At 71.1% G+C, this 21,803-nt stretch carries 22 protein-coding genes; 18 read left to right on the forward strand and 4 right to left on the reverse strand.

Annotated features, from left to right (window positions below):
• The 10 genes from HP445_RS06095 to HP445_RS06140 form a co-directional block, all read left to right on the forward strand.
• Positions 1-907, forward strand: a 907-nt coding sequence (locus HP445_RS06095) for a carbohydrate ABC transporter permease (protein WP_217499758.1), incomplete at its 5' end; no start/stop codon positions are given.
• Entirely contained in the window at positions 904-1,764 is an 861-nt protein-coding gene (locus HP445_RS06100) for a carbohydrate ABC transporter permease (protein ID WP_181433258.1), read from the forward strand. The genes HP445_RS06095 and HP445_RS06100, both read left to right, overlap by 4 nt.
• Complete coding sequence (locus HP445_RS19130; protein ID WP_128780408.1) at positions 1,761-2,534, forward strand: hypothetical protein; 774 nt, start codon at positions 1,761-1,763, stop codon at positions 2,532-2,534. Before HP445_RS06100 ends, HP445_RS19130 begins: the two co-directional genes overlap by 4 nt.
• Positions 2,535-2,568: 34 nt before the next feature.
• Complete coding sequence (locus tag HP445_RS06110; protein WP_017887924.1) at positions 2,569-2,763, forward strand: hypothetical protein; 195 nt, start codon at positions 2,569-2,571, stop codon at positions 2,761-2,763.
• A gap of 54 nt (positions 2,764-2,817) precedes the next feature.
• On the forward strand, positions 2,818-4,503 hold the full coding sequence (locus HP445_RS06115; RefSeq protein WP_128780409.1) for a bifunctional 3'-5' exonuclease/DNA polymerase: 1,686 nt from the start codon (positions 2,818-2,820) through the stop codon (positions 4,501-4,503).
• A gap of 43 nt (positions 4,504-4,546) precedes the next feature.
• On the forward strand, positions 4,547-5,365 hold the full coding sequence (locus tag HP445_RS06120) for a phosphatase PAP2 family protein (protein ID WP_128780410.1): 819 nt from the start codon (positions 4,547-4,549) through the stop codon (positions 5,363-5,365).
• A gap of 120 nt (positions 5,366-5,485) precedes the next feature.
• Positions 5,486-7,084: a serine/threonine-protein kinase gene (locus HP445_RS06125; RefSeq protein ID WP_128780411.1), complete on the forward strand. Its 1,599-nt coding sequence runs from the start codon at positions 5,486-5,488 to the stop codon at positions 7,082-7,084.
• A 44-nt stretch (positions 7,085-7,128) separates the two neighbouring features.
• Entirely contained in the window at positions 7,129-10,281 is a 3,153-nt protein-coding gene (locus HP445_RS06130) for a GH92 family glycosyl hydrolase (RefSeq protein WP_241660394.1), read from the forward strand.
• 34 nt (positions 10,282-10,315) lie between these two features.
• Positions 10,316-10,546, forward strand: a complete 231-nt coding sequence (locus tag HP445_RS06135; protein ID WP_111087695.1) for a hypothetical protein — start codon at positions 10,316-10,318, stop codon at positions 10,544-10,546.
• A 64-nt stretch (positions 10,547-10,610) separates the two neighbouring features.
• The gene (locus tag HP445_RS06140) at positions 10,611-10,823 is read left to right on the forward strand and encodes a hypothetical protein (protein WP_128780412.1); all 213 of its coding nucleotides are present in this window, start codon (positions 10,611-10,613) and stop codon (positions 10,821-10,823) included.
• Positions 10,824-11,250: 427 nt separating this feature from the next.
• Here the strand turns inward: HP445_RS06140 and HP445_RS06145 are convergent, their stop codons facing one another.
• Entirely contained in the window at positions 11,251-11,796 is a 546-nt protein-coding gene (locus HP445_RS06145; protein ID WP_128780413.1) for a GNAT family N-acetyltransferase, read from the reverse strand.
• Between the two features lie 37 nt (positions 11,797-11,833).
• Positions 11,834-12,772: an aldo/keto reductase gene (locus HP445_RS06150; RefSeq protein WP_128780414.1), complete on the reverse strand. Its 939-nt coding sequence runs from the start codon at positions 12,770-12,772 to the stop codon at positions 11,834-11,836.
• A 153-nt stretch (positions 12,773-12,925) separates the two neighbouring features.
• Here HP445_RS06150 and HP445_RS06155 point away from each other — a divergent pair, with 153 nt between their 5' ends.
• Together HP445_RS06155 and HP445_RS06160 are read left to right on the forward strand one after the other, a co-directional pair.
• Positions 12,926-13,342, forward strand: a complete 417-nt coding sequence (locus HP445_RS06155; RefSeq protein WP_128780415.1) for a hypothetical protein — start codon at positions 12,926-12,928, stop codon at positions 13,340-13,342.
• Positions 13,339-13,971: a toll/interleukin-1 receptor domain-containing protein gene (locus HP445_RS06160; protein WP_128780416.1), complete on the forward strand. Its 633-nt coding sequence runs from the start codon at positions 13,339-13,341 to the stop codon at positions 13,969-13,971. The genes HP445_RS06155 and HP445_RS06160 overlap by 4 nt, the downstream gene beginning before the upstream one ends.
• Positions 13,972-14,003: 32 nt before the next feature.
• Here HP445_RS06160 and HP445_RS06165 read toward each other — a convergent pair whose 3' ends face one another.
• The gene (locus HP445_RS06165) at positions 14,004-14,759 is read right to left on the reverse strand and encodes an SDR family NAD(P)-dependent oxidoreductase (RefSeq protein ID WP_128780417.1); all 756 of its coding nucleotides are present in this window, start codon (positions 14,757-14,759) and stop codon (positions 14,004-14,006) included.
• 34 nt (positions 14,760-14,793) lie between these two features.
• Between HP445_RS06165 and HP445_RS06170 the strand changes: the two genes are divergently transcribed.
• On the forward strand, positions 14,794-15,606 hold the full coding sequence (locus HP445_RS06170; RefSeq protein ID WP_128780418.1) for a putative RNA methyltransferase: 813 nt from the start codon (positions 14,794-14,796) through the stop codon (positions 15,604-15,606).
• Positions 15,607-15,625: 19 nt separating this feature from the next.
• Here HP445_RS06170 and HP445_RS06175 read toward each other — a convergent pair whose 3' ends face one another.
• Positions 15,626-16,045: a VOC family protein gene (locus tag HP445_RS06175; protein ID WP_128780419.1), complete on the reverse strand. Its 420-nt coding sequence runs from the start codon at positions 16,043-16,045 to the stop codon at positions 15,626-15,628.
• A 62-nt stretch (positions 16,046-16,107) separates the two neighbouring features.
• On the opposite strand from HP445_RS06175, the gene HP445_RS06180 reads away from it, so the two are divergent.
• The 5 genes from HP445_RS06180 (at position 16,108) to kdpC (ending at position 21,773) form a co-directional block, all read left to right on the forward strand.
• On the forward strand, positions 16,108-17,052 hold the full coding sequence (locus HP445_RS06180) for a helix-turn-helix transcriptional regulator (protein ID WP_128780420.1): 945 nt from the start codon (positions 16,108-16,110) through the stop codon (positions 17,050-17,052).
• Between the two features lie 251 nt (positions 17,053-17,303).
• The gene (locus tag HP445_RS18885) at positions 17,304-17,393 is read left to right on the forward strand and encodes a potassium-transporting ATPase subunit F (RefSeq protein ID WP_017887940.1); all 90 of its coding nucleotides are present in this window, start codon (positions 17,304-17,306) and stop codon (positions 17,391-17,393) included.
• Positions 17,393-19,075: a potassium-transporting ATPase subunit KdpA gene (kdpA, locus tag HP445_RS06190; protein WP_128780421.1), complete on the forward strand. Its 1,683-nt coding sequence runs from the start codon at positions 17,393-17,395 to the stop codon at positions 19,073-19,075. Before HP445_RS18885 ends, kdpA begins: the two co-directional genes overlap by 1 nt.
• Positions 19,072-21,171 carry a potassium-transporting ATPase subunit KdpB gene (gene kdpB / locus HP445_RS06195; protein ID WP_128780422.1) on the forward strand — a complete coding sequence of 700 codons (2,100 nt, stop codon included), beginning with the start codon at positions 19,072-19,074 and terminating at the stop codon, positions 21,169-21,171. Before kdpA ends, kdpB begins: the two co-directional genes overlap by 4 nt.
• 2 nt (positions 21,172-21,173) lie before the next feature.
• A complete protein-coding gene (gene kdpC / locus HP445_RS06200; protein ID WP_128780423.1) occupies positions 21,174-21,773 on the forward strand; it encodes a K(+)-transporting ATPase subunit C in 600 nt (199 codons plus the stop codon).
• The last annotated feature ends 30 nt before the right edge of the window (positions 21,774-21,803 follow it).

Below are 21,803 nucleotides of genomic sequence, written 5' to 3' on the forward strand. Positions count from 1 at the left end.
CGCCCCCGCTCCGCGAGCCAACGGCGGCCGAGCGCCACGACGGACCGACGGCTGGTGGCCGTGGCTCTTCGTGCTCCCGTTGCTCGTCGGCGTCGGCACCTTCTACATCTGGCCGATCATCCAGACGTTCTGGTACTCGTTCACCAGCTGGGGCGTCTTCGGGGGCGCCACGTTCACCGGCGTCGCCAACTACGTCCGGCTCGTCGGTGACCCGCAGCTGTACCAGTCGCTGCTCAACACGGTGATCTACACCGTGATCGTCCTCGCCGGGATCCCGATCGCGGTGTGGCTCGCCAGCCTGCTGAACACCCCGGGGCTGCGGTTCGCGCAGTTCTACCGGGTGCTCTTCTTCCTGCCGTACGTCGCCATGCCCGCGGCGATCGCCCTGGTCTGGCGCATCATGTACAACGGCGACTACGGCATCGTGAACTGGTTCCTCGGGAACTTCGGGATCGACGGACCGTACTGGATCTCGACCCCCGGCTTCGCGCTGATCGCGGTGAGCCTGGTCGGCCTCTGGTCGTCCCTCGGGTTCTCGATGATCATCCTCGGCGCCGGGCTCAAGGACATCCCGCCGGAGCTCTACGAGGCCGCGGAGCTCGACGGCGCGAGCCGGTGGCGGCAGTTCCGGTCGGTGACCGTGCCGTTGCTCAGCCCGAGCATCTTCTTCGTGGTGATCGTCACGACGATCTCGAGCTTCCAGCTGTTCGACCTGCTGTACGCGATCCTCGGCAGCACCAACCCGGTGATCCCGAAGACGATGTCGCTCGTCTTCTACTTCTACAGCGCCGGGTTCATCGACAACGACAAGGGCTTCGCGGCCGCGATCGCGATGGTGATCTTCCTGCTCATCGGCATCGTCACGCTCGTGCAGTTCCGCGTCCAACGGAAGTGGGTCCAGGGATGACCGCCACCGTCACACCGCCACGGACCGCACGCCGGCCCGGCCGTCGCGGCGGCAGCCACTGGTGGATCCACGTCGTGCTCGGCATCGGCGGGTTCGCGATGGCCTTCCCGTTCCTGTGGCAGATCATCATGTCGCTCTCCACGAACGCGCAGGTGCAGTCCGTCACGCCGGTCTTCTGGCCGGGGGAGCTGCAGTGGCAGAACTACGCGCAGGTCTTCGAACGCCTGCCGTTCCTCAGCCAGCTCGGCACGTCGGTGTACGTCACGATCATCCGCACGATCGCGCAGATCGTCCTGTGCACGCTCGCCGGGTACGCCTTCGCCCGGATGCGGTTCCGCGGCCGGGCGGCACTGCTCGCGATCGTGCTGTCGATCCTGCTCGTGCCCTCGCAGGTCTACCTGATCTCGCAGTACCAGATCGTGCAGGGGCTCGGCTGGCTCGACACCCTGATGGGGATCGTCGCACCCGGGCTGTTCAGCGCCTTCGGCACGTTCCTGATGCGGACCGCGTTCCTGAACATGCCGCCCGAGCTCGAAGAGGCAGCGCGGATGGACGGCGCGAACCCGTTCCAGACGTTCTGGCGGATCATGCTGCCCCTGGCCCGTCCCTCGATCAGCGTGCTCGCGATCACGACCGTGCTGTGGTCGTGGAACGAGCTGCTCTGGCCGCTCGTGGTCTCCACCCGCGCCGAGGACATGCCGCTCGCCGCCGGCCTCGCGACGCTGTCGAGTGACCGCACGATCGACTACCCGGTGCTGATGGCCGCCAGCCTGATGGCGATGGCGCCGGTGCTCATCATGTTCGTCGTGCTGCAGCGTCGGGTGATGGACGGGCTCGCGTCGTCCGGTCTGAAGTGACCACCGCGACCCCCGGCCTGGAGGCCCGCCCCGCGTCCGTCGCGGTCCTCGCCGCCGCCGTGGGGTCACCGGACGACTCCGCGACGGTGGCGGCCGCACTGGTCGCCACCGTCGCCGACGCCCGGCCCGCGGAGCGGGACGCGCTGCTGGTCGCGGCGCTCCGCGCCGCGGTGCCGGACAGCGCCGACGCGCTCGCGGAGCGTGGGCTCCCGCGCGCGCTCGCCGAGGCATCCGTCGCCGACGTCGACCGCAAGCTCGCGCGCTACGGACTGCACGGCACCGGGGTGGAGTGGCTCGTCGCCGTGGTGACCGGGCGCGTGGTGGCCGTGGGGCGCCTCCAGTTCGAACTCGGCGACCACCTGGCGGACGGCACGCCGGCCTGGGGCGTGCACGTGCCGGAGACCGGGCCGCTCGACCCGGTGGCCTGCGACCGCTCGTTCGCCCGCGCACCCGAGGTCCTGCGCGGCCTCGCGCCGCAGCTCGCTGCGGACCGGTGGCAGTGCCGCTCCTGGATGCTCGATCCGGGCCTGCCGGCCGCGCTCGGCCCCGATGCCAACCTCGTGCGCTTCGCCCGGCGCTTCCGTCTCGTCCCGCCGGGGGAGCACGACGCGACCGAGGGGGACGCCAGCGTCGCGAAGTTCGTCTTCGGGGTGCCGCTGGCGACCGCACGGTCCGCGGCGCCGTCCGGTCGGTTGCGCGCGGCCGTGCTCGACCGGTGGGCGAGCGGTGGGCACTGGACCGAGCGGACCGGCACGGCGCCGGTCGCGTGACCGCCCGCAGCTGCGGCCGCGTACCGTGCACGGCATGACGAAGCCCGACCACGACCACCTCGACGACGGCGTCGACATGACGTTCGAGGAACGCCGACAGGACACGTTCCGCCGCATGTCCGGATCCGACGAGCACGACGCCGATCCGCGGGTCGAGGTCTCCCGTGCCGAGGACGGCGACGTCCGCATCGACGTCGCCGACACCGCGGCGGTCCGACCCGGCGAGTGACACCCGCTCCGGCCCTGGTCCACCGGGGTCGGTGGGGCACGGCATGATCGTGTCGTGCACCTCGTCCTCCGCCGCGTCGACGGCGGCGTCCTCGCGACGCCCCTGACCGACGCGGGGACCGCCGGGGGCGAGCCGATCCGCCTGGACGAGCCGGGCCTCCCGGCCTTCGTCGCGGCCCACGACGCACCGGGCGTGCGCTGGGTGTGGGACGACACCGCGCGCTGGTACCCGGCCGTGCTCGCTGCGGGCGGTCGGGTCGGTCGCTGCGTCGACCTGCGCCTCGGTCGTCGTGTCCTGCGGGCCGCGCTGGCGGCACGGGGATCCGTGCTCGCCGCCGCCCCGGCAGATGCCCTGGACGCCCCGGTCGCGGAAGCCCGCGTGGTCCGGCCGACGCAGGCCCAGCTCTTCGACGACGCCCTGTTCACCGCCGCGGCGCCCGACGACGAGGTCGATCCGGTGGCGGAGTTCCGCTCCCAGCTCGCCGCGGTGGCGGGGGCGAGCGCTCCCGGCGCGCTCCGCCTGCTGCTCACCGCGGAGTCGGCCGGTGCGCTCGTGGCGGCCGAGATGCTGCACGCCGGGCTGCCGTGGCGTGCCGACGTGCACGAGCGGCTGCTCGAGGACGCCCTCGGGCCGCGCGTGCCCTACGGGGTGCGGCCGCGACGCCTCGAGGAGATCGCCGCCGTCGTGCGCGAGCGCCTCGACGACCCCGGTCTCAACCCGGACTCGCCCGCCGACGTCCTGAAGTCGTTGCGCCGGGCAGGCCTGATGGTCACGAGCACGCGGAAGTGGGAGCTGCAGGAGATCGAGCACCCCGTCATCGAGCCGCTGCTCGAGTACAAGCGCCTGGCGCGACTGCTCACCGCCAACGGCTGGACCTGGCTCGACGACTGGATCCGCGACGGACGGTTCCACCCGAAGTACGTCGTCGGCGGTGTCGTCACCGGTCGCTGGGCGGCCGACGGCGGGGGAGCGATGCAGTTGCCGAAGGGCATCCGCGGGGCCGTCATCGCCGATCCCGGGTGGAAGCTCGTCGTCGCGGACGCCGCACAGCTGGAGCCCCGGGTGCTCGCCGCGATGTCCGGCGACCGGGCGATGGCCGCGGCCGGTGACGGGCGCGACCTGTACGACGGCGTGGTGGCCTCGGGTGCTGTGGAGACCCGGCAGCAGGCCAAGGTGGCGATGCTCGGTGCGATGTACGGGGCGACCCAGGGCGAGGGCGGTCGGCTCGTGCCGCGCCTGGTCCGGGCGTTCCCACAGGCGCTCGACATGGTGGAACGGGCGGCCCGTGCGGGGGAGCGCGGCGAACCCGTCACGACGCTGCTCGGGCGGACGTCACCGGTGCCCGAGGACTCGTGGTTCGAGGCCCGGAACCAGGCGTACACGGTCGAGGGGACCCCGGCGATGCAGCGTGCGGTCGAGTCCCGCGCCCGGAGCTGGGGGCGGTTCACCCGGAACTTCGTGGTGCAGGGGACCGCGGCGGAGTGGGCGCTCGCGTGGATGGGTTCCCTGCGCTCGCGGCTGATCGCGCGCTTCCCCGGAGCCGTGACGGACGGGCCGCACCTGGTGTTCTTCGTGCACGACGAGATCGTGGTGCACGCCCCGGCGGAGCACGCCGAGTGGGTGGCGCAGCAGATCCGGGAGGCCGCGGTCGATGCCGGACGGCTGTTGTTCCAGGACTTCCCGGTGACGTTCCCGCTGTCGGTCGGGGTGGTGGGGGCGTACTCGGAGGCGAAGGACTGAGGCGGCCGGGACGGCTCCCGGCGGCTTCGGGCAGGGTGGACGGATGCACACCGAACACGGGGACGCCGCCGACCGCACCGTCGGCGAAGTCGACCTGACCCGTTGGCGCTCCCGTGCCGGCCGCGGTGTCGCCAGCGTGTGGACCGCGCTCGGCAAGCGCTTCGGCGCCATGCCCGTCCTGCTGCTGACCCTCGCCGTGGGTCTCGGTGTCGCCGTCCTCGCCACGTGGATCGCCTCCGAGGTCTACGACGCCGTGCGGGAAGCCGACGACGTCGCGGTGCTCGACCGCCCCGTCCTGGACTGGGCGCTCACACTCCGATCACCCACGGCGGACACGCTCGTCACCTGGTGGACCGACGTCGCGGGCACGATCGGGATGCCGATCGTCGCGCTCGGGTTCCTGGTCGGCTTCACGATCCAGCGCCGTGCGTGGACGCCACTGGTGCTGCTCGTCGCGGCGAGTGGCGGCTCGCTGCTCATGACGATCGCGGGCAAGGACCTGATCGGTCGCGCCCGTCCGCCGCTGTCCGACGCGGTACCGCCGTACGAGACGTCGCCGTCGTTCCCGTCGGGGCACACGCTCAACTCCACGGTGATCGTGGGCACGATCGTGTACCTCCTGCTCCTGCGGCAGTCGCGCGTCGTCACCCGGGTGTGGACGATCGTCGTGGGCACCCTGTTCGTGCTGTCGGTCGGGGCGTCGCGGGTGTTCCTCGGGCACCACTGGCTGACCGACGTGCTGGCGGCGTGGGCGCTCGGCCTCGCCTGGCTCGCCCTCGTGATCACGGCGCACCGGTTGTACCTGACGGCGCTCCACCACGGTGCCGAGCCTGCGCCGGACGTCGACCGCATCACTTCGTGAGCAGAAGACGTCGGGTCGCTCGCCCGCACCCGACATCTTCTGCTCACGAAGTCGCCGGGCGCCGCCGCGCCGCCCGCGAACGGCAGAGCGCCGTCAGCCGCGACCGGTAGGTTGCCGGGCATGGAAGAACGGGTCTTCGGCGGCAGGTACCGCGTCACGGGCACGCTCGGACACGGTGGCATGGCGTCCGTGTACCGGGCGGTCGACGAGCAACTCGGTCGCGAGGTCGCGGTCAAGGTGTTCCGCATCGGCCCCGTCGACCGCGGTGAGCGCGCCCGCGCCGAGGCGGAGATCCAGACCCTCGCGACGCTGCGCGCCCCCGAGCTCGTCACGCTCTACGACGCCGCGCTCGACGACGTCGACGGCGATTCGTACCTCGTCATGGAACTCGTGCCGGGCAGTGACCTGGCGACCCGTCTGCGCGAGGGCCCGCTCGACCCCGCGACCGCTGCCCGCCTGGGTGCCCAGGTCGCCGACGGCCTGGCCGCCGTGCACGCGCAGGGGATCGTCCACCGTGACGTGAAGCCCGCGAACGTCCTGCTCGAGAGCGACGGCCGGCACGTCAAGCTCGCCGACTTCGGGATCGCCCTGCTCCGTGACGCCTCCCGGGTGACGGGGACGGGGACCGTCATGGGGACGGCCGCGTACCTGGCCCCGGAGCAGGTCCTGGCGAAGGAGATCACCGGCAAGGCCGACGTCTACTCGCTCGGGCTCGTTCTGCTCGAGTGCATGACCGGCCGCCAGCCGTTCCCGGGCAGCGCGGTCGAGTCGGCCACGGCCCGGCTGACCCGTTCGCCCGAGATCGACCGGCAGCTGCCCACGGCCTGGCGCACCCTGCTGCACGTGATGACCGCGCAGGACCCGGTGGAGCGACCGACGGCAGCCGAGGCCGCCGAGCGCCTGCGAGCGCTGGGCCGCGACGAGCCGACGAACGCCACGCAGCTGCTGCCCGGCACACCCGGTGCGGTGACGTCCGCGGCCGCCGGTGCGGCTGGCGCCGGTGCCGCCGCTGCGGCGAACGCCGACGACCGGACGCAGGCGATGCCGGCGAGCGAACTGCCGAACGGCGGCGCGGGTCCGGGCGACGACGCCACCCGAGTCCTCGACACCCAGCGTCCGAACGCCGCCGACGACGTCTCGACGACCGTCCTCGGCGCCCAGGCGAACGGCCGCGGCGCATCGGGCCCGAGCGGGCCGACCCCGCCGCCGGTCCCGCCCCGCCCGGTCCGGGACCGGCCGGACGACCAGCCGGAGAAGAAGAAGCGCGGACCGCTCATGGCCGCGATCATCGTGATCGTCCTGGTGCTGATCGGCATCGGGGTCGCGGTGTTCGCCCTGAACGGCGACGACGACGGCACTCCGGCCCCGACGGACACCACGTCGACCGCGCCGACCGAGCAGCAGCCGTCCGAGGACCCGGGCGAGGAACAGCAGCCGAGCGAACCCGCCGAGCAGCAGCCCTCGCAGGAGCAGCAGCAGCCGTCGCAGCCCGCCGAGGAACCGAGCGAGCAGCCGAGCGAACCGACCGAGCCGGAGCAGCCCACGCAGGACCCGCCCGTCGGTCCGGAGCCGAGCACTCCGGCCTCGAACCCGGTGCAGGAGCCGCAGGACGGTACGGGCGCGGCCGACACGGGCGCGGCTGACACGGGCGCGGTCGACACCACGTCGGACACCGCCCCCGGCAAGTCCGGCAGCGCCCCGGGACAGAACAAGGACTGACACGCCGGGTTTTCGTCCAGTCCCTGGAGCAATAGGCTCGCCCCGTGCGAGAACTGCAACGGAGCGGTGGCCCGACGACGGCCGTGGCCGCTCGGAACGGTGTCGGCTTCGGTTCGGCAGAGGCCTGGCTCGTCGAACGACCAGCGGGAGCGTCCGTGGCCGAGGGGATCGTCCCCGGTTTCACCGGACGCACCATCACCACCGGCGACGAGCTCTCCTGGGTCTGGTTCCCCGAACGGACACTGCCCGAGGGGGCGTCGGAACCGACGGAAGCAGACCTGCCGCACTTCTGGGACGCCACGGCCTTCGCCGTCGACGTCGTCTTCACCGACGGCTCGCGGCTGCGTGACCACGCCGCGGTCCGCGACCAGTACGGCGACGCGGTCACCCCGGACGCGCAGGACGCGGCCCGCAAGCAGTGGGTGGACCAGTGGAACCGTCGCGCGGTCGACCTCACGCCGTTCGCGGGGCTGGTCGTCGACCGCCTGGAGGCCCGACTCGGCTCCGACACGTCGGCTGCGGCCACCGACGGCGAGCGTCCCGCACTGCGCGGCTGGCTCGACGCCGTCCGGATCGGTCCCGCGCGTCCGGCCCCGACGACTCCGCTCGGCCACGTCCGGACGACCCGTGGCACCCAGGCGTCCTCCCGGTTCTCCCGCGGCAACAACGCCCCGCTCGTCGGCGTCCCGCACGGTGGGGTGTTCGGCCTGCCGATGACGGACGCCTCGAGCAACCGCTGGCCGTACGCGTACCAGGAGCACGACCGGCTCGACGACCAGGGGCGACTCCGCCCGGCGATCCAGGCCTTCGCGACGAGTCACATCCCGTCGCCGTGGATGGGCGACCGCGGGGTGTTCCAGGTGATGCCCTCGCCACTCGACACCCCCGATGTCGACCGGTCCGCCCGCGCGCTCGGGTTCGACCACGAGGACGAGCAGGACGGCCCGCACCGCTACCGGGTCGCCCTCGAGCACGGTGTGACGGCCGAGCTGACCGCGGGGGAGTTCGCCCTCGGGTTCCGGTTCACCGGCACCCGCAGCGTCGTGCTCGACCACCACGGCCGGGTGTCCGACGTCTCCGTGACGATCACCGACGGCACCGCCGTGGTCGAGGCGCTCCTGGACGACCGACCGGGCACCCCGCCGCACCACGTGCACCTGCGGGTCGCGGGGGTCACCGCCGACCACACGACGATCGGCGAGCACGAGCTGCGCGGCTGGCTGTCCGTGGGAGAGGCCAGCGGCACGGACGGCCCGGTCGACGTCCTGCTCGGCATCTCGACCGTCTCGATCGAGGACGCCCGCGCGAACCTCGACGACGCCGGCTCGTTCGACGCCATGTGCTCCCGTGCCGAGGCACTGTGGACCGAGAAGCTCGCGACGCTGTCCTTCGACGGCGCGACCCCCGACCAGCTGACGAGCCTGTACTCCGGCCTGTACCGGCTGTTCCTCTACCCGAACCGCGCCGGGGAGACCGCCCTGACCGGCACCCCGCGGCACCGCTCCCCGTACGGCGCCGTGCTGGCGGACCCGATCCGCGACGAGCCCGGGCCGGAGGTCGTCGAGGGTCCGTTCACCACCACGAACGGCTTCTGGGACACCTACCGCACGGCCTGGCCGCTCCTCGGACTCCTGACCCCCGAGACCGCGGGCGAGCTCGCGCAGGGCTTCGTCGAGCACCACCACGACGGCGGGTGGACGCCCCGCTGGAGTGCCCCCGGCGCCGAGGACTGCATGACCGGAACCACGAGCGACACCGTCTTCGCCGACCTCGCGCTGAAGGGCGTGCGTGGCTTCGACCTGGCCGAGGCGTACCGGAGCGCGGTGCGGAACGCGACCGTCCCGCCGCGTGACGAGCGCGTCGGACGCAAGGGGAGCCTCCCGGGCGCCTTCCGCGGCCACGTCGACACGGCGACCCACGAGGGGATGTCGTGGACCCTGGACGCGGCCATCAACGACTGGGGTCTGGCCGTCATGGCGGGCCTGCTCGCGTCACGGGCGCGGACGCCCGCCGACCTGTCCCGCTACGAAGCCGAGGCCGAGTGGTTCGCCCGCCGGTCGCTGCAGTACCGGCACGTCTTCGACTCCGAGCGCGGGTTCTTCATCGGCCGCGACCCGGACGGCTCGTGGCGGGTCGGCACCGAGTTCGACCCGCGCGACTGGGGCGACGACTACACGGAGACGAACGCGTGGGGCACCGCGTTCACGGCGCCGCACGACGGCGCCGGCATCGTCGACCTGCACGGCGGGCCGGAGCGGTTCGATGCCGCTCTCGACGCGTTCTTCGCCACCCCCGAGACCGGTGCGCTGGCGCGGTCCGGCTCGTACGGCTTCCCGATCCACGAGATGACCGAGGCCCGCGACGTCCGGATGGGCATGCTCGGGCTGTCGAACCAGCCCGCGCACCACATCCCCTTCTTCCCGATGTTCACCGGACGCCACGACGACGCGCACCGCATCGTCCGCGAATCGCTCGAGCGCCTGTTCGTCGGGTCCGACCTCGGTCAGGGCTACCCCGGCGACGAGGACAACGGCGAGATGAGCGCCTGGTACGTCTTCGCGACCATCGGCCTGTACCCGCTGGCCCCGTCGACCGGTACCTACGTGCTCGTGCCGCCGTCGGTCCGCAGGACGGTGCTGCGACAGCCGGGAGGATCGCCCACCGTCATCGAGATCGCCGCCAGCTCCGCAGGCGCGTACGTCGCGTCGGTGACGGTCGACGGCGCGCCCTGGACCTCGGTCACCATCCCGCACAGCGTGGTCGTGGCCGCGTCGCGGATCGAGTTCACCCTGTCCGACGAGCCGCAGGGCTGGGCGTCGGACACCCGCCCCGTCTCGGCCTCCGACGTGCACGGGTACCGGGACGCCCCGGTGGACGTCCTGCCCGTCGGAGCCTCGGCGCTCACCGACGACACCGGCCGCTCCGTCACGGCGCTCGCCGCGGGGGAGTCCGTGTCCTTCGACGTGTCGTGCCCCGCCGCCTCGTTGTACACCGTGACGGTGGCATCGCCGGGGTCCTACTCGTGGCAGGTCGGCCTCGACGACGCCGTCACCGCGGTCGACGGCGCCGAGTTCTCGTGGGCCGGCCAGACCCGGGTGTTCCGCATCCTCGGCGGTGGTTCGTCGTTCACGTTCACCGCCGGCACCGACCTGACGCTGACGCAGCTCGAGCTCATCGCGGCCGACGGACAGCGTTGACCCTGCGTTCACCGAGCGGGAGCATGCTCGCCCCATGTCGATGAGCGCACCGTTCGATCCCGAACAGCAGGGCCGGTCCATCCCCGTGGACGGCAGTGACGAGTCCGAGCTCGAGATGGAGGAGGACCGCGGCGCCGACGTCGGCGACGACTCCGCCGACCCGAGCGTCTCGCCCGTCAGCCATCACGACGAGGACGAAGCCGGCGGCGGCCCGGTGTTCCGGCGTCCGCACGCCGGCGATCGGCTGCACCCGGACGACCTCTGACCGTTCCGGGGGTCCTCCGGGGTTTCTTGGGTGATTGCCAAGCGGCTCGGGCATGCTCGTCCGCATGTCGATCGCGAACTCGTGGGATCCGTCCGGTGGCCGTGCAATCCCCGAGGACCAGGTCCGTCAGGACGGGCTCGAACTCGACGAGGACCCGGCGATGCTGGGGATCTCGTTCGACGTCGTGGGTGGTGCCTCCGCCGACCCCGCCGGGGTGTCCCCGGTCGACGTGAACGTCCCGATGCCGAGGTCTGCTGGCGCCGACTCCGACGACTAGCGCGCGCCCGGCTGCAGCGGCAGCGCGGTCCCATCCGACCGGTAGTATTCCGGAATGGTACCGACGGCGTGAGCACCTGATCTTGGAACTCCGCGCGGGCGGTGTCGATCGAGTCGTCCTCGAATCTCGCGGGCCCTCGGACCGGAACGATCGTGCGCACCTCGACGCCTTGCGATCACGCAAGTTGGTTCACGGGTTGGCGTTCAAGCACCTGCCGGGTGGCCGCGAGCCACTTCTCTGGGCGGCGGACGCGGTGTGCGGCGTGGTCGCGCTGGCTCGGCGAGGCGAAACGACGTACCTCGAGCAGCTGGACGATGTGCTGAGCGTCCATGAACACCGCCGGTGAATGCGCGAATCCCCGGGCCCCGCTATACCGCAGGATCTCCCGGGGATCACTTCCGCACCCACCTCGATGGGGCGACTGGTCTCAGTGTGACATATCAGGCGGGATGGCGGAAGGGTCGGGGACCCGGTACTTGAACCCGACGTGCGAGCCGGTGAAGCCGAGGCGCTCGTAGAACCGGTGCGCATCGGTCCGTGCAGCGTCCGAGGTGAGCTGCACGAGCGGGGTCCCGAGGGCCGGCGCCGCGGCGTCGGTCACCCAGCGCATCAGCGCACTCCCGATGCCGCCGGAGCGCAGCGCACTGCTGACCCGCACCGCCTCGACGAGCAGCCGGGTGGCACCACGACGAGCCATCCCGGGGATCCGGGTGAGTTGCAGCGTCCCGACGAGCCGCCCGTCGGCGTCCTCGGCGACGAGCAGCGCGTTCGCCGGGTCGTCCACGATCGACCGGAGTGCCTCGGCGTACTGCGGACGGTCCTCCGGCGCGGCGACGTCACCCCGTGCGGCGCTGATCGGGTCGTCGGACAACAGCGCCATGAGCGCATCGAGGTCCTCGTCCACCGCGTTCCGCAGCGTCAGTTCGCCGGAGCGGGTGGTCAGGCGGACGGGCAGGGCGAGGTCGTGGAGCACGACCCCACCCTGCCCGACCCGGCGGGGCGGTCCCGGTTCAGGGAACGGTGTGTCCGGCCGCGGTGAAGATCCGGTACCACTCCTCGCGCGACAGCTCGACGTCCGAGCCGGCTGCCGAGTCCCGCACGCGCTGCGGGTTCGTGGTGCCGAGGACGACCTGGAAGTGCGCGGGGTGGCGGGTGATCCACGCGACCGCGATGCCGGTCGGGGTGACACCGTGTGCGGCGGCGACCTCCTCGAGCACGTCGTTCAGCTCGGCGTACTGCTCACGGTCGCCCAGGAAGACGCCGTCGAAGAAGCCCTTCTGGAACGGCGACCAGGCCTGCAGCGTGATGTCGTTGATGCGCGAGTAGTTGAGGATGTCGTTGTCGCGGTCCGCCGACTGCTCGAGGCCGCCCATGTTCGCGGTCAGGCCCTGCGAGATGACGTTGGCGTGGGTGATGCTCAGCTGCACTTGGTTGAACGCGAGCGGCTGGCGGACGTGCTTCTTGAGCAGGTCGACCTGGCCGGGGGTGTGGTTCGAGACGCCGAAGTGGTGCACCTTGCCGGCGGCGTGCAGCTCGTCGAATGCCTTCGCGACCTCTTCCGGCTCGACCAGGGCGTCGGGGCGGTGCAGCAGCAGGACGTCGACGTACTCGGTCTGCAGTGCCTCGAGCGACTCGTGCACGGACTCGAGGATGTGCTCGTACGAGAAGTCGAAGTACGCGCCCTTCGGCGTCGGCCGGATGCCGACCTTGGTCTGCAGCACGATCTCGGCGCGTTCCGCGGGCGTCAGCGTGACGGCGGCGCCGAACCGCTCCTCGCAGCCGTGCCACTCGCCGTAGACCGCTGCGTGGTCGAACATGTTCACGCCCGCATCGCGCGAGGCGCTGTAGAGCGAACGGATGTCCTCGTCGCTCATGTCGTTGATCCGCATCAGTCCGACGACGACGTCAGAGGCGGTGAGGTCTGTCTGTGGCAACTCCAGTGTCTTCACGCCGTCGATCCTGCCAGCCGGTCCCCGGCACAGGCAGGCCCTGCCAGTACCTCAAGGCCAAACCCCAGAGCGGACTATGTTGGCCACCTCTCTGCTAAATTACGGACCAAGTCCCGCATGGTTCGGCTGCCTCGATTCATGCCAGAAATGAGGGTGAAATTGGTCGTCGACGTTTGGGTTGTCGCGATAGGCCTGCCCATCGTGCTGATGGCGGGAATCGTAATTCCTCGGAAGATCGTAAGAGGACAAGGCGGCTGGAGGCGAGCCGATTTTTACTTAGGGCTTGAGCTGTGCTGGACGACGCTAGGGGCCTGTCTCCTTGAGTACTATTCCTTGGCTAAAGATCTGACGGGCAGCACCGTCGGGCTTGGCTTTGCGCAACGCATTCAAGCGAATACCACGCTCGCTATCGTAACCCTCCTTGTTATGATGCTCGTTCTTGCGCTGCATCAATCCTGGGAGTCCTCCGTGCAACGGATCAAACAAATAGTTGCACTCGGCGTTGTGGGCAACGCATTGGGAGTAAGTCTCTTCGCTGCTTTTGTTTTGTTCGTGCAGGAGGTGTCATGAAGTTCTGGTCGGAACGATCAAGTGCGCGGAGATGGTTGTTGCTGATCGCGCTCGCTCTGTTCAGCGCGCTGGTTGTCCTCGTCGTGCTCACAGCGGTTTTTCGACTCGGCCCTGACGGGGCGACTAGTGAGTACATCCCCGCTCTTGTCTCTGTATTCGCCGCAGTTACCGGCGTTGTCATCGGCATACTCCGCGAAAGCGTTTCGGATCGGAAGTTGCGGAAGCAGGTATTCATTGCGTATGCACACGAAGATCGACAAGTTGCGGAATCAATCGCGGCGACCGTGCGGTCGGCCGGGTATAGCCCATGGCTGGACGTCGAACAAGTGTTGCCAGGTGAAAACATCGAAGCCTCATTGGAGCGAGCAATCCGGAGTAGCGGAGCGGCGATCTTCATTGTTCCCTCCGGGCCGCTTGCTCAGTCTTCCTATCTGCAGCGAGAACTGTTCGAAATCACGCAAAGGATCAGGCCACTCGGGCGAGATGTCCAGCCCATACTGCCGATAGTGCAATCCGAAGGGCAGGTGAAAAATCTCCCGGCGAACCTTTCAGGTATTTCAGCGCTCTCGGTAGGGGACGCTGCCTGGGAGAGCCGTTTGACTGACGCCCTTCGGCGCGCATTCGCCTAGGGCGCCGCGCCAGTCGTTGGCGTCCCTGGAGCTCAGTGGACGGAGAACCCGCCGTCCACCGCGATGGACTGCCCGGTGACGTAGGCCGACCCGGGTCCAGCGAGGAACACCGCCGCCGCGGCGAAGTCCGACGCCAGCCCGTTCCGGCCGACCAGCGTCCGCGCGGCGAGGGCCGCCACCGTCGCCGGGTCGGACCCGAGTCGCTCGTTGAGCGGGGTGCGCACGAAACCGGGGACGAGGACGTTGGAGGTGACCCCCTGCGCGGACCAGGCCTCTGCCTGGGACCGGGCCAACGCCTCCAGGCCCGCCTTGGAGACCCCGTACGCGCCGCTGGCGGCGAAGGGGCGGTGGGCCTGCTGCGAACTGATCGACACGATCCGCCCGTACCCACGGGCCGCCATGCCGGGTGCGAGCCGCTGCCCGAGCACGAACGGCGCGTCGAGGTTGACGGCCATCGTGGCGTCCCAGGTGGCCTCGTCGAGTTCGGGCATCGGCGGCCGCAGGTTGATCCCGGCGGAGTTCACCAGCACGTCGACGTCCCCGGCGGCGTCCGCGAGTGCGTGTGCGCCAGCGCGGGAGGAGAGGTCCGCGACGATGCCGTCAGCCGAGCGGCCCGCCTGGCGGATGCCGGCGACGGTGGTGTCGATGGTCGCGGACGTCCGGGCGGCGATGAGGACGTGGGCACCCGCGTCGGCGAGTGCGGTGGCGATCGCTCGGCCGATGCCGGAGCTGCCTCCCGTCACGAGTGCGGTGCGGCCGTCGAGGCCGAAGAGCTGCTGCAGCGACATCCGGTCAGGGTACCGAGGCCCGTACGCTGGGCCGGTGCGTGACGACCTGCTGCCGATGCTCGCCTGCCCCGTGTGCGCCGAGCCCCTCGGCCGCGTCGACGGTGGCCAGGTCGGCTGCCCGAACGGTCACCGGTTCGACGAGGCGAAGCAGAGCCACCTGACGCTCCTGCCCGCGAAGCGGCGCGCACTCACCGCGGACACCCCGGAGATGGTGGACGCGCGGCTGCGGTTCCTGGGGCGCGGCCACTACGCGCCGGTCGAGCGGGCGCTCGCCGCGATCGTCGCGGACGCCACCGCGCCCGGCATCGTGCTCGACGTCGGTTCCGGCCCGGGGACCTACCTGGCGCATGCGCTGCGCGCGGCGGACGGGAGGCTCGGGGTCGCGCTCGACCTGTCGGCCGTCGCGATCCGGCGTGCGGCACGCGCCCACGAGCGCGCGGGGGCCGTCGTCGGGGACGTGACCGAGCGCCTCCCGGTCGTCGACGGCGCTGCCGCCGTCCTGCTCGACGTCTTCGCGCCCCGCAACCAGACCGAGTACGCCCGCGTCCTGCATGTCGACGGCGTGCTCGCGGTGGTGACCCCGCGGACCGGCCACCTGGCGGAGCTCGCCGAGGCGACGATCAGCGTGGACCCGGAGAAGGAGCGCCGGCTGCACGACTCCCTGACACCGTCGTTCGCGCTGCGGTCCTCCGAAGACCTGACGTGGTCCATGGAGCTGTCGGCGGAGCACGTCCACGACGTCGTGCACATGGGGCCGAGCCACCACCACGTCGCGGCGGACACGGAGTTCGAGCCGGCAACGGTGACGGCCGCGGTCACCGTGTCGACGTGGACGCCGACGCGCTGACCGCGGCCCTCAGGACGGACTAGTCGCCAGCGGGGGCGACGTCGAGCTGCCAGACCACCCCGAAGCGGTCACGCAGCTGCCCGGCCAACGGTGCCCAGGCCGAGGGTTCCAGGGGCTGCCGGACCTCGGCGCCCTCGGACAGTGCCGTCCAGTACCGCTCGATCTCGGCCGTGTCGTCGCCGTGCACGAACACGTAGAAGGCGTTCGATCCCTGGTCGTAGGGCTGCCCGGGCCAGACGTCGAAGGCCATGACACGGAAGCCGGCGGGCGTGGAGACCTGCCCGAAGACGATGCGGTCCGCCCAGCCCGGGTCGTCCAGGGCGCCCATCTGGCCGTAGGTGGCGGCGGTGACATCGCCGCCGAAGACCGATGCGTAGAAGTCGAGCGCCGCGCGGGCGTCGCCGTCGAAGTTGAGGTGGGTTGTCGTTTCGATGCTCATGGGACGAGGATGTCGGGCAATGCGGTCAGATCATGTCCGCTTCTCGGACGAAGATGGACGCCATGGCCGGACCCTCCGCACGGATGCTCGCGCTGCTCTCCCTGCTCCAGGTGCACCGCGACTGGCCGGGCGACGAGCTCGCCGGTCGGCTCGACGTCAGTCCGCGCACCGTCCGCCGCGACGTTGACCGGCTCCGCGGGCTCGGGTACCGGGTGGAGGCGCTCCGCGGACCGGCCGGCGGCTACCGGCTCGAGGCCGGCTCCGACCTGCCCCCGCTGCTCTTCGACGACGACCAGGCGGTGGCGATCGCCCTGGCGCTCGCCGTGGCACCGGCATCGGGGGCGGACGTCGCCGAGTCGGCGGCCCGTGCCTTGGCGACCGTCCGGCAGGTGATGCCCGCGCGGCTGCGGTCCCGGGTCGACGCGGTGCAGGCCGTGACCGCGACGAGCCGGACCACCACCGACCCGGAGGTCCTGGTGGCGGTGAGCGAGGCCGTCCACCTGCAGGAGGTCTTCCGCTTCCGGTACGGCGAGGACGAGACCCCGCACCGGGTGGAACCGCACGCCGTCGTCGCCCGGAACGGTCGTTGGTACCTGCTCGACTGGGATGCCGACCGTGACGACTGGCGCACGCACCGCATCGACCGGATCACGCCCCGGATGCGCACCCGCGTCCCCTTCACGCCGCGACCGATCCCCGGTGGCGATGCGGCCGCGTTCGTGTCCGCGCGGTTCAAGGGGTCGGCGGTCGACGACGTGTGGCCGTGCACCGGTTCGGTGACCACGACGGCGGACGATGCGCGGCGGATCGCGCCGTACCTGCCCGAGGACGCCGTGGTCGAGCAGGCCGAGGACGACCGGGCCCGCGTCACCCTCGGATCGTGGTCGTGGGACGGCCTCGCCGGAGTCATCGCCGGGCTGGCCGTGCCGATCCGGGTCGAGGGGCCGGAGGCGCTGCGTGGCGCAGTCCGCGACCTGTCGACCCGACTCGCGACCGCGGCCGACTGAGCCGCCTCGGTCACGCGCGTTAGGAGCGTGCATGCGTCCGCCAGGGCGGCGTCAGGGATCCGTTAGGAGCGGCCTGGAGGCGCGGCGCAGGATCCAGCATCGGTTCGGCACCACAAGTGGTGCCGGTCCGCGTCACCCGGCGCGGACACCGCAGAGCTTCTGGAGTCCCTCGTGTTCGACGTGTTCGTCGTCGCCGGTGTCCTCGCCGTGTTCGGCGTGGTGGCACTGATCGCCAAGGGGGTGGAACGGCTGTGATCGGCATCACCATCGCGGCCGCCGTCCTCGGCATCGCCGCAGTCGTGTACCTCGTCTGGGCGCTCGTGCGTCCGGAGCGTTTCTAGTGGGCGCCGCGGACGTCTGGGCGGGCATCGCCCAGGTCGCCACGCTCGTCCTGCTGCTCGTCGTCGCGTACCGCCCGCTCGGTGACTGGATGGCGAAGGTCTTCACGCCCGTCCGCCACAACCGGGTCGAGCGCGGGGTCTACCGGCTGATCGGGGTCGACCCGGACGCCGAGCAGTCGTGGCCCGTGTACCTGCGCGGCGTGCTGCTCTTCAGCGTCGCCGGGCTCCTGCTCGTCTACCTGCTGCAGCGCATCCAGGTCGTCCTGCCCGGCGACCTCGGGCTGCCCGCCGTCGGACCCTCGCTCGCGTTCAACACCGCGGCGTCGTTCGTCGCGAACACGAACTGGCAGTCCTACTCGCCCGAGGCCACCCTCGGCTACACGGTGCAGATGGCCGGCCTGGCGGTGCAGAACTTCCTGTCCGCGGCCGTCGGTCTCTCGGTCGCCGTGGCCCTGGTGCGCGGGTTCGCCCGTCGCAAGTCGGGCACGCTCGGCAACGTGTGGGTGGACATCGTCCGCGGTCTCGGCCGACTGCTGCTGCCCGGGGCGTTCGTCTTCGCGATCGTCCTCGTCGCCGGCGGGGTCGTCCAGTCGTGGGGGAGCGGCACCGACGTCACCACGCTCATCGGCGGCACGCAGCACATCCCGGACGGGTTCGTCGCCTCGCAGGAGGCGATCAAGGAACTCGGCACGAACGGCGGCGGCTACTTCAACGCCAACTCGGCGCACCCGTTCGAGAACCCGCAGGCGTGGACGAACCTCGTCGAGATCTTCCTGATGCTCGTCATCCCGTTCTCGCTCCCGCGCACGTTCGGGCGGCTGGTCGGCGACGACCGCCAGGGGTACGCGATCCTCGCCGTGATGGGCGCGATCTTCCTCGTGTCGCTGTCGGTCATGTCGATCGCCGAACTCGGCGGCGGCGGTGTCGCCACACACGCTGCCGGGGCCGCGATGGAGGGCAAGGAGAGCCGCTTCGGCATCCTCGGTTCGACGCTCTTCTCGACCGCGACCACCTCGACGTCCACCGGTGCCGTCAACGCGATGCACGACAGCTACACCCCGATCGGCGGGATGATGGCGCTCGTCAACATGATGCTCGGCGAGGTCACCCCCGGCGGCGTCGGATCCGGCCTGTACGGGATGCTCGTGCTCGCCGTCATCACGGTGTTCATCGGCGGCCTGCTCGTCGGTCGCACCCCGGAGTACCTCGGCAAGAAGATCCGCGCCAAGGAGATGACCTTCGCGGCGCTGTACATCCTCGTCACGCCGACGCTCGTGCTCCTGGCCACCGGGCTCTCGCTCGTGATCCCCGGGGTCCGCGAACAGGTGCTCGGGACGTCGATCTTCAACCCCGGCAACCACGGGTTGTCCGAGCTGCTCTACGCCTTCACCTCGGGTGCGAACAACAACGGCTCGGCCTTCGGCGGGCTCACCGCGAACACCACGTGGATGAACTCCTCGCTCGGCGTCGTGATGCTGCTCGGCCGCTTCGTGCCGATGGTGTTCGTCCTGGCGCTCGCCGGGTCCCTCGCCGCGCAGGACCGGGTGCCGGAGACCGCCGGCACGCTGCCCACCCACCGCCCGCTGTTCATCGGGCTGCTCGGCGGCGTCGCCGTCATCGTCACCGCACTCACCTACTTCCCGGTGCTCGCACTGGGTCCGCTCGCAGAAGGACTGTCATGACCACCCCCGTGACCACGGAGTCGGAACCGCGCACCGCCGTGGAACCGGCCACCCGCTCGTCCGCATTCGGACCCCGCCAACTGGTGGCGGGCCTCCCGGGCGCCCTGCGGAAACTCGATCCGCGACTCATGTGGCGGAACCCCGTCATGTTCATCGTCGAGGTCGGCGCGGCGCTGACGACGGTGGCCGCCGTCGTCGAGCCGTCCGCGTTCACCATCGCGATCGCCGTGTGGCTCTGGCTCACCGTCGTCTTCGCCAACCTGGCGGAGTCGGTGGCGGAGGGCCGTGGCAAGGCGCAGGCCGACACCCTGCGGAAGACCCGCTCGACCACGAGCGCCCGTCGGGTGCTCGGGTACGCGACGACCGACGCGGCCGCGACCGGCAACGAGACCGAGGAGGTCGCGTCCGTCGACCTGGCCAAGGGCGACGTGGTCGTGGTCGTCGCCGGCGAGGTCATCCCGGGCGACGGCGACGTCATCGACGGCATCGCGTCGGTCGACGAGTCGGCCGTCACGGGTGAGTCCGCACCGGTCATCCGCGAGTCCGGCGGTGACCGCAGTGCCGTCACCGGCGGCACCCGGGTGCTGTCGGACCGGATCGTCGTGCGCATCACCTCGACGCCGGGCGAGACCTTCATCGACCGGATGATCCGCCTGGTCGAGGGCGCGGCACGGCAGAAGACGCCGAACGAGATCGCGCTGAACATCCTGCTCGCCTCGTTGTCGATCGTTTTCGTGATCGTCTGCCTGACGATGCAGCCCATCGCGGGACTCGTCGGCGCGACGGTCAGCGTGCCGGTGCTCATCGCCCTGCTCGTCTGCCTCATCCCGACCACCATCGGGGCCCTGCTCTCCGCGATCGGCATCGCCGGCATGGACCGGCTCGTGCAGCACAACGTGCTGGCGATGTCGGGCCGCGCGGTCGAGGCCGCCGGTGACATCACGACGCTGCTGCTCGACAAGACCGGGACGATCACCTACGGCAACCGTCGGGCATCCCGTGTGGTGCCGGTGCCGGGCGTGAGCGAGGCTTCGCTGATGGAAGCGGCAGCCCTGTCGAGCGCTGCGGACTCGACCCCTGAGGGGCGCTCGATCGTCGACCTGGCGCGCGAGGACGGCGCCGCCGTGGGCCTGCCAGACGGCGCTGTCGAGGTGCCGTTCACGGCGCAGACGCGCATGTCCGGTCTCGACCTGCCCGACGGCTCACAGATCCGGAAGGGCGCCGCTGCGGCAGTGCTCGCCTGGGCGGACACCACCGAAGCCGGTGTGGTTTCGGCCATCGACGCGACCGTCGCGGAGATCTCCGACCAGGGCGGCACCCCGCTCGTCGTCGGTCGCCGCTCGTCAACGGGCGCGGTCACGCTGCTCGGTGTCGTGCACCTGAAGGACGTCGTCAAGGACGGCATGGCGTCGCGGTTCGCCGAGCTCCGGTCGATGGGCATCCGCACGGTGATGATCACCGGGGACAACCCCCGCACCGCGGCCGCCATCGCCCACGAGGCCGGCGTCGACGACTTCCTCGCCGAGGCCACCCCGGAGGACAAGCTCGCCTACATCAAGCGCGAGCAGGAGGGCGGCAACCTCGTCGCCATGACCGGTGACGGCACCAACGACGCCCCGGCCCTGGCCCAGGCGGACGTCGGCGTCGCGATGAACACCGGCACGACGGCGGCGAAGGAGGCGGGCAACATGGTCGACCTCGACTCCGACCCGACCAAGCTCATCGACGTCGTCCGCATCGGCAAGCAGCTGCTCATCACCCGCGGCGCGCTGACCACCTTCTCCATCGCCAACGACGTCGCGAAGTACTTCGCGATCATCCCGGCGATGTTCCAGGCGGCGTTCCCCGGGCTCGCGGCGCTCAACATCATGGGGCTGCACAGCCCGTCGTCCGCGATCCTGTCGGCTGTCATCTTCAACGCGCTCGTCATCGTGGCGCTCATCCCGCTGTCCCTGCGTGGCGTCAAGTACCGCGCGGCCGCAGCGTCGTCGATCCTCGGCCGCAACCTGCTCGTCTACGGGCTGGGCGGCGTGGTCGTCCCCTTCATCGGCATCAAACTGATCGACCTCGTGGTCGGTCTCATCCCGGGGTTCTAGTCATGGCATCTGCACGTTCCACCTTCCGTTCCGCCGGTGTGGCCATCCGCCTCACCCTCGTCGCCACCGTCGTCCTGGGCGTCGGCTACCCGCTCGCCGTCTGGGGAGTCGGCCAGGCGGCGTTCCACGACCAGGCCAACGGTTCGATGGTCACGGACTCGTCCGGCAAGGTCGTCGGTTCCTCGTTGATCGGGCAGTCGTTCACCGGCAAGCAGGCCGACCGCTGGTTCCAGTCGCGGCCGTCCGCCGCCGGGGAGGGCTACGACGCGGGGGCGTCCTCCGGCTCGAACCTCGGGCCGAACAACGCCGACCTGCTCAAGGCCGTCGAGGAGCGTCGTGCGGCGCTGGCGAAGGCCGACGGGGTCTCCGCCGCGCAGGTGCCGGTGGACGCGGTCACGGCGTCGGGTTCGGGGCTCGACCCGGACATCAGCCCGGAGTACGCGTCGCAGCAGGTCGCGCGGGTGGCCTCGGCGCGAGGCCTGTCGGTTGCTGACGTGCGGGCGCTCGTGGCCGAGCACACCGAGTCGCGGCAGCTCGGGTTCCTCGGCGAGCCCGTCGTGAACGTGTTGTCGCTGAACCTGGCGCTGGCGAAGTCCTCCTGACCGTGGGTGGCCCCTCCGCAAGACACCGGT

Source organism: Curtobacterium flaccumfaciens, from assembly GCF_013359815.1.
GTDB classification, from domain to species: Bacteria; Actinomycetota; Actinomycetes; order Actinomycetales; family Microbacteriaceae; genus Curtobacterium; species Curtobacterium flaccumfaciens.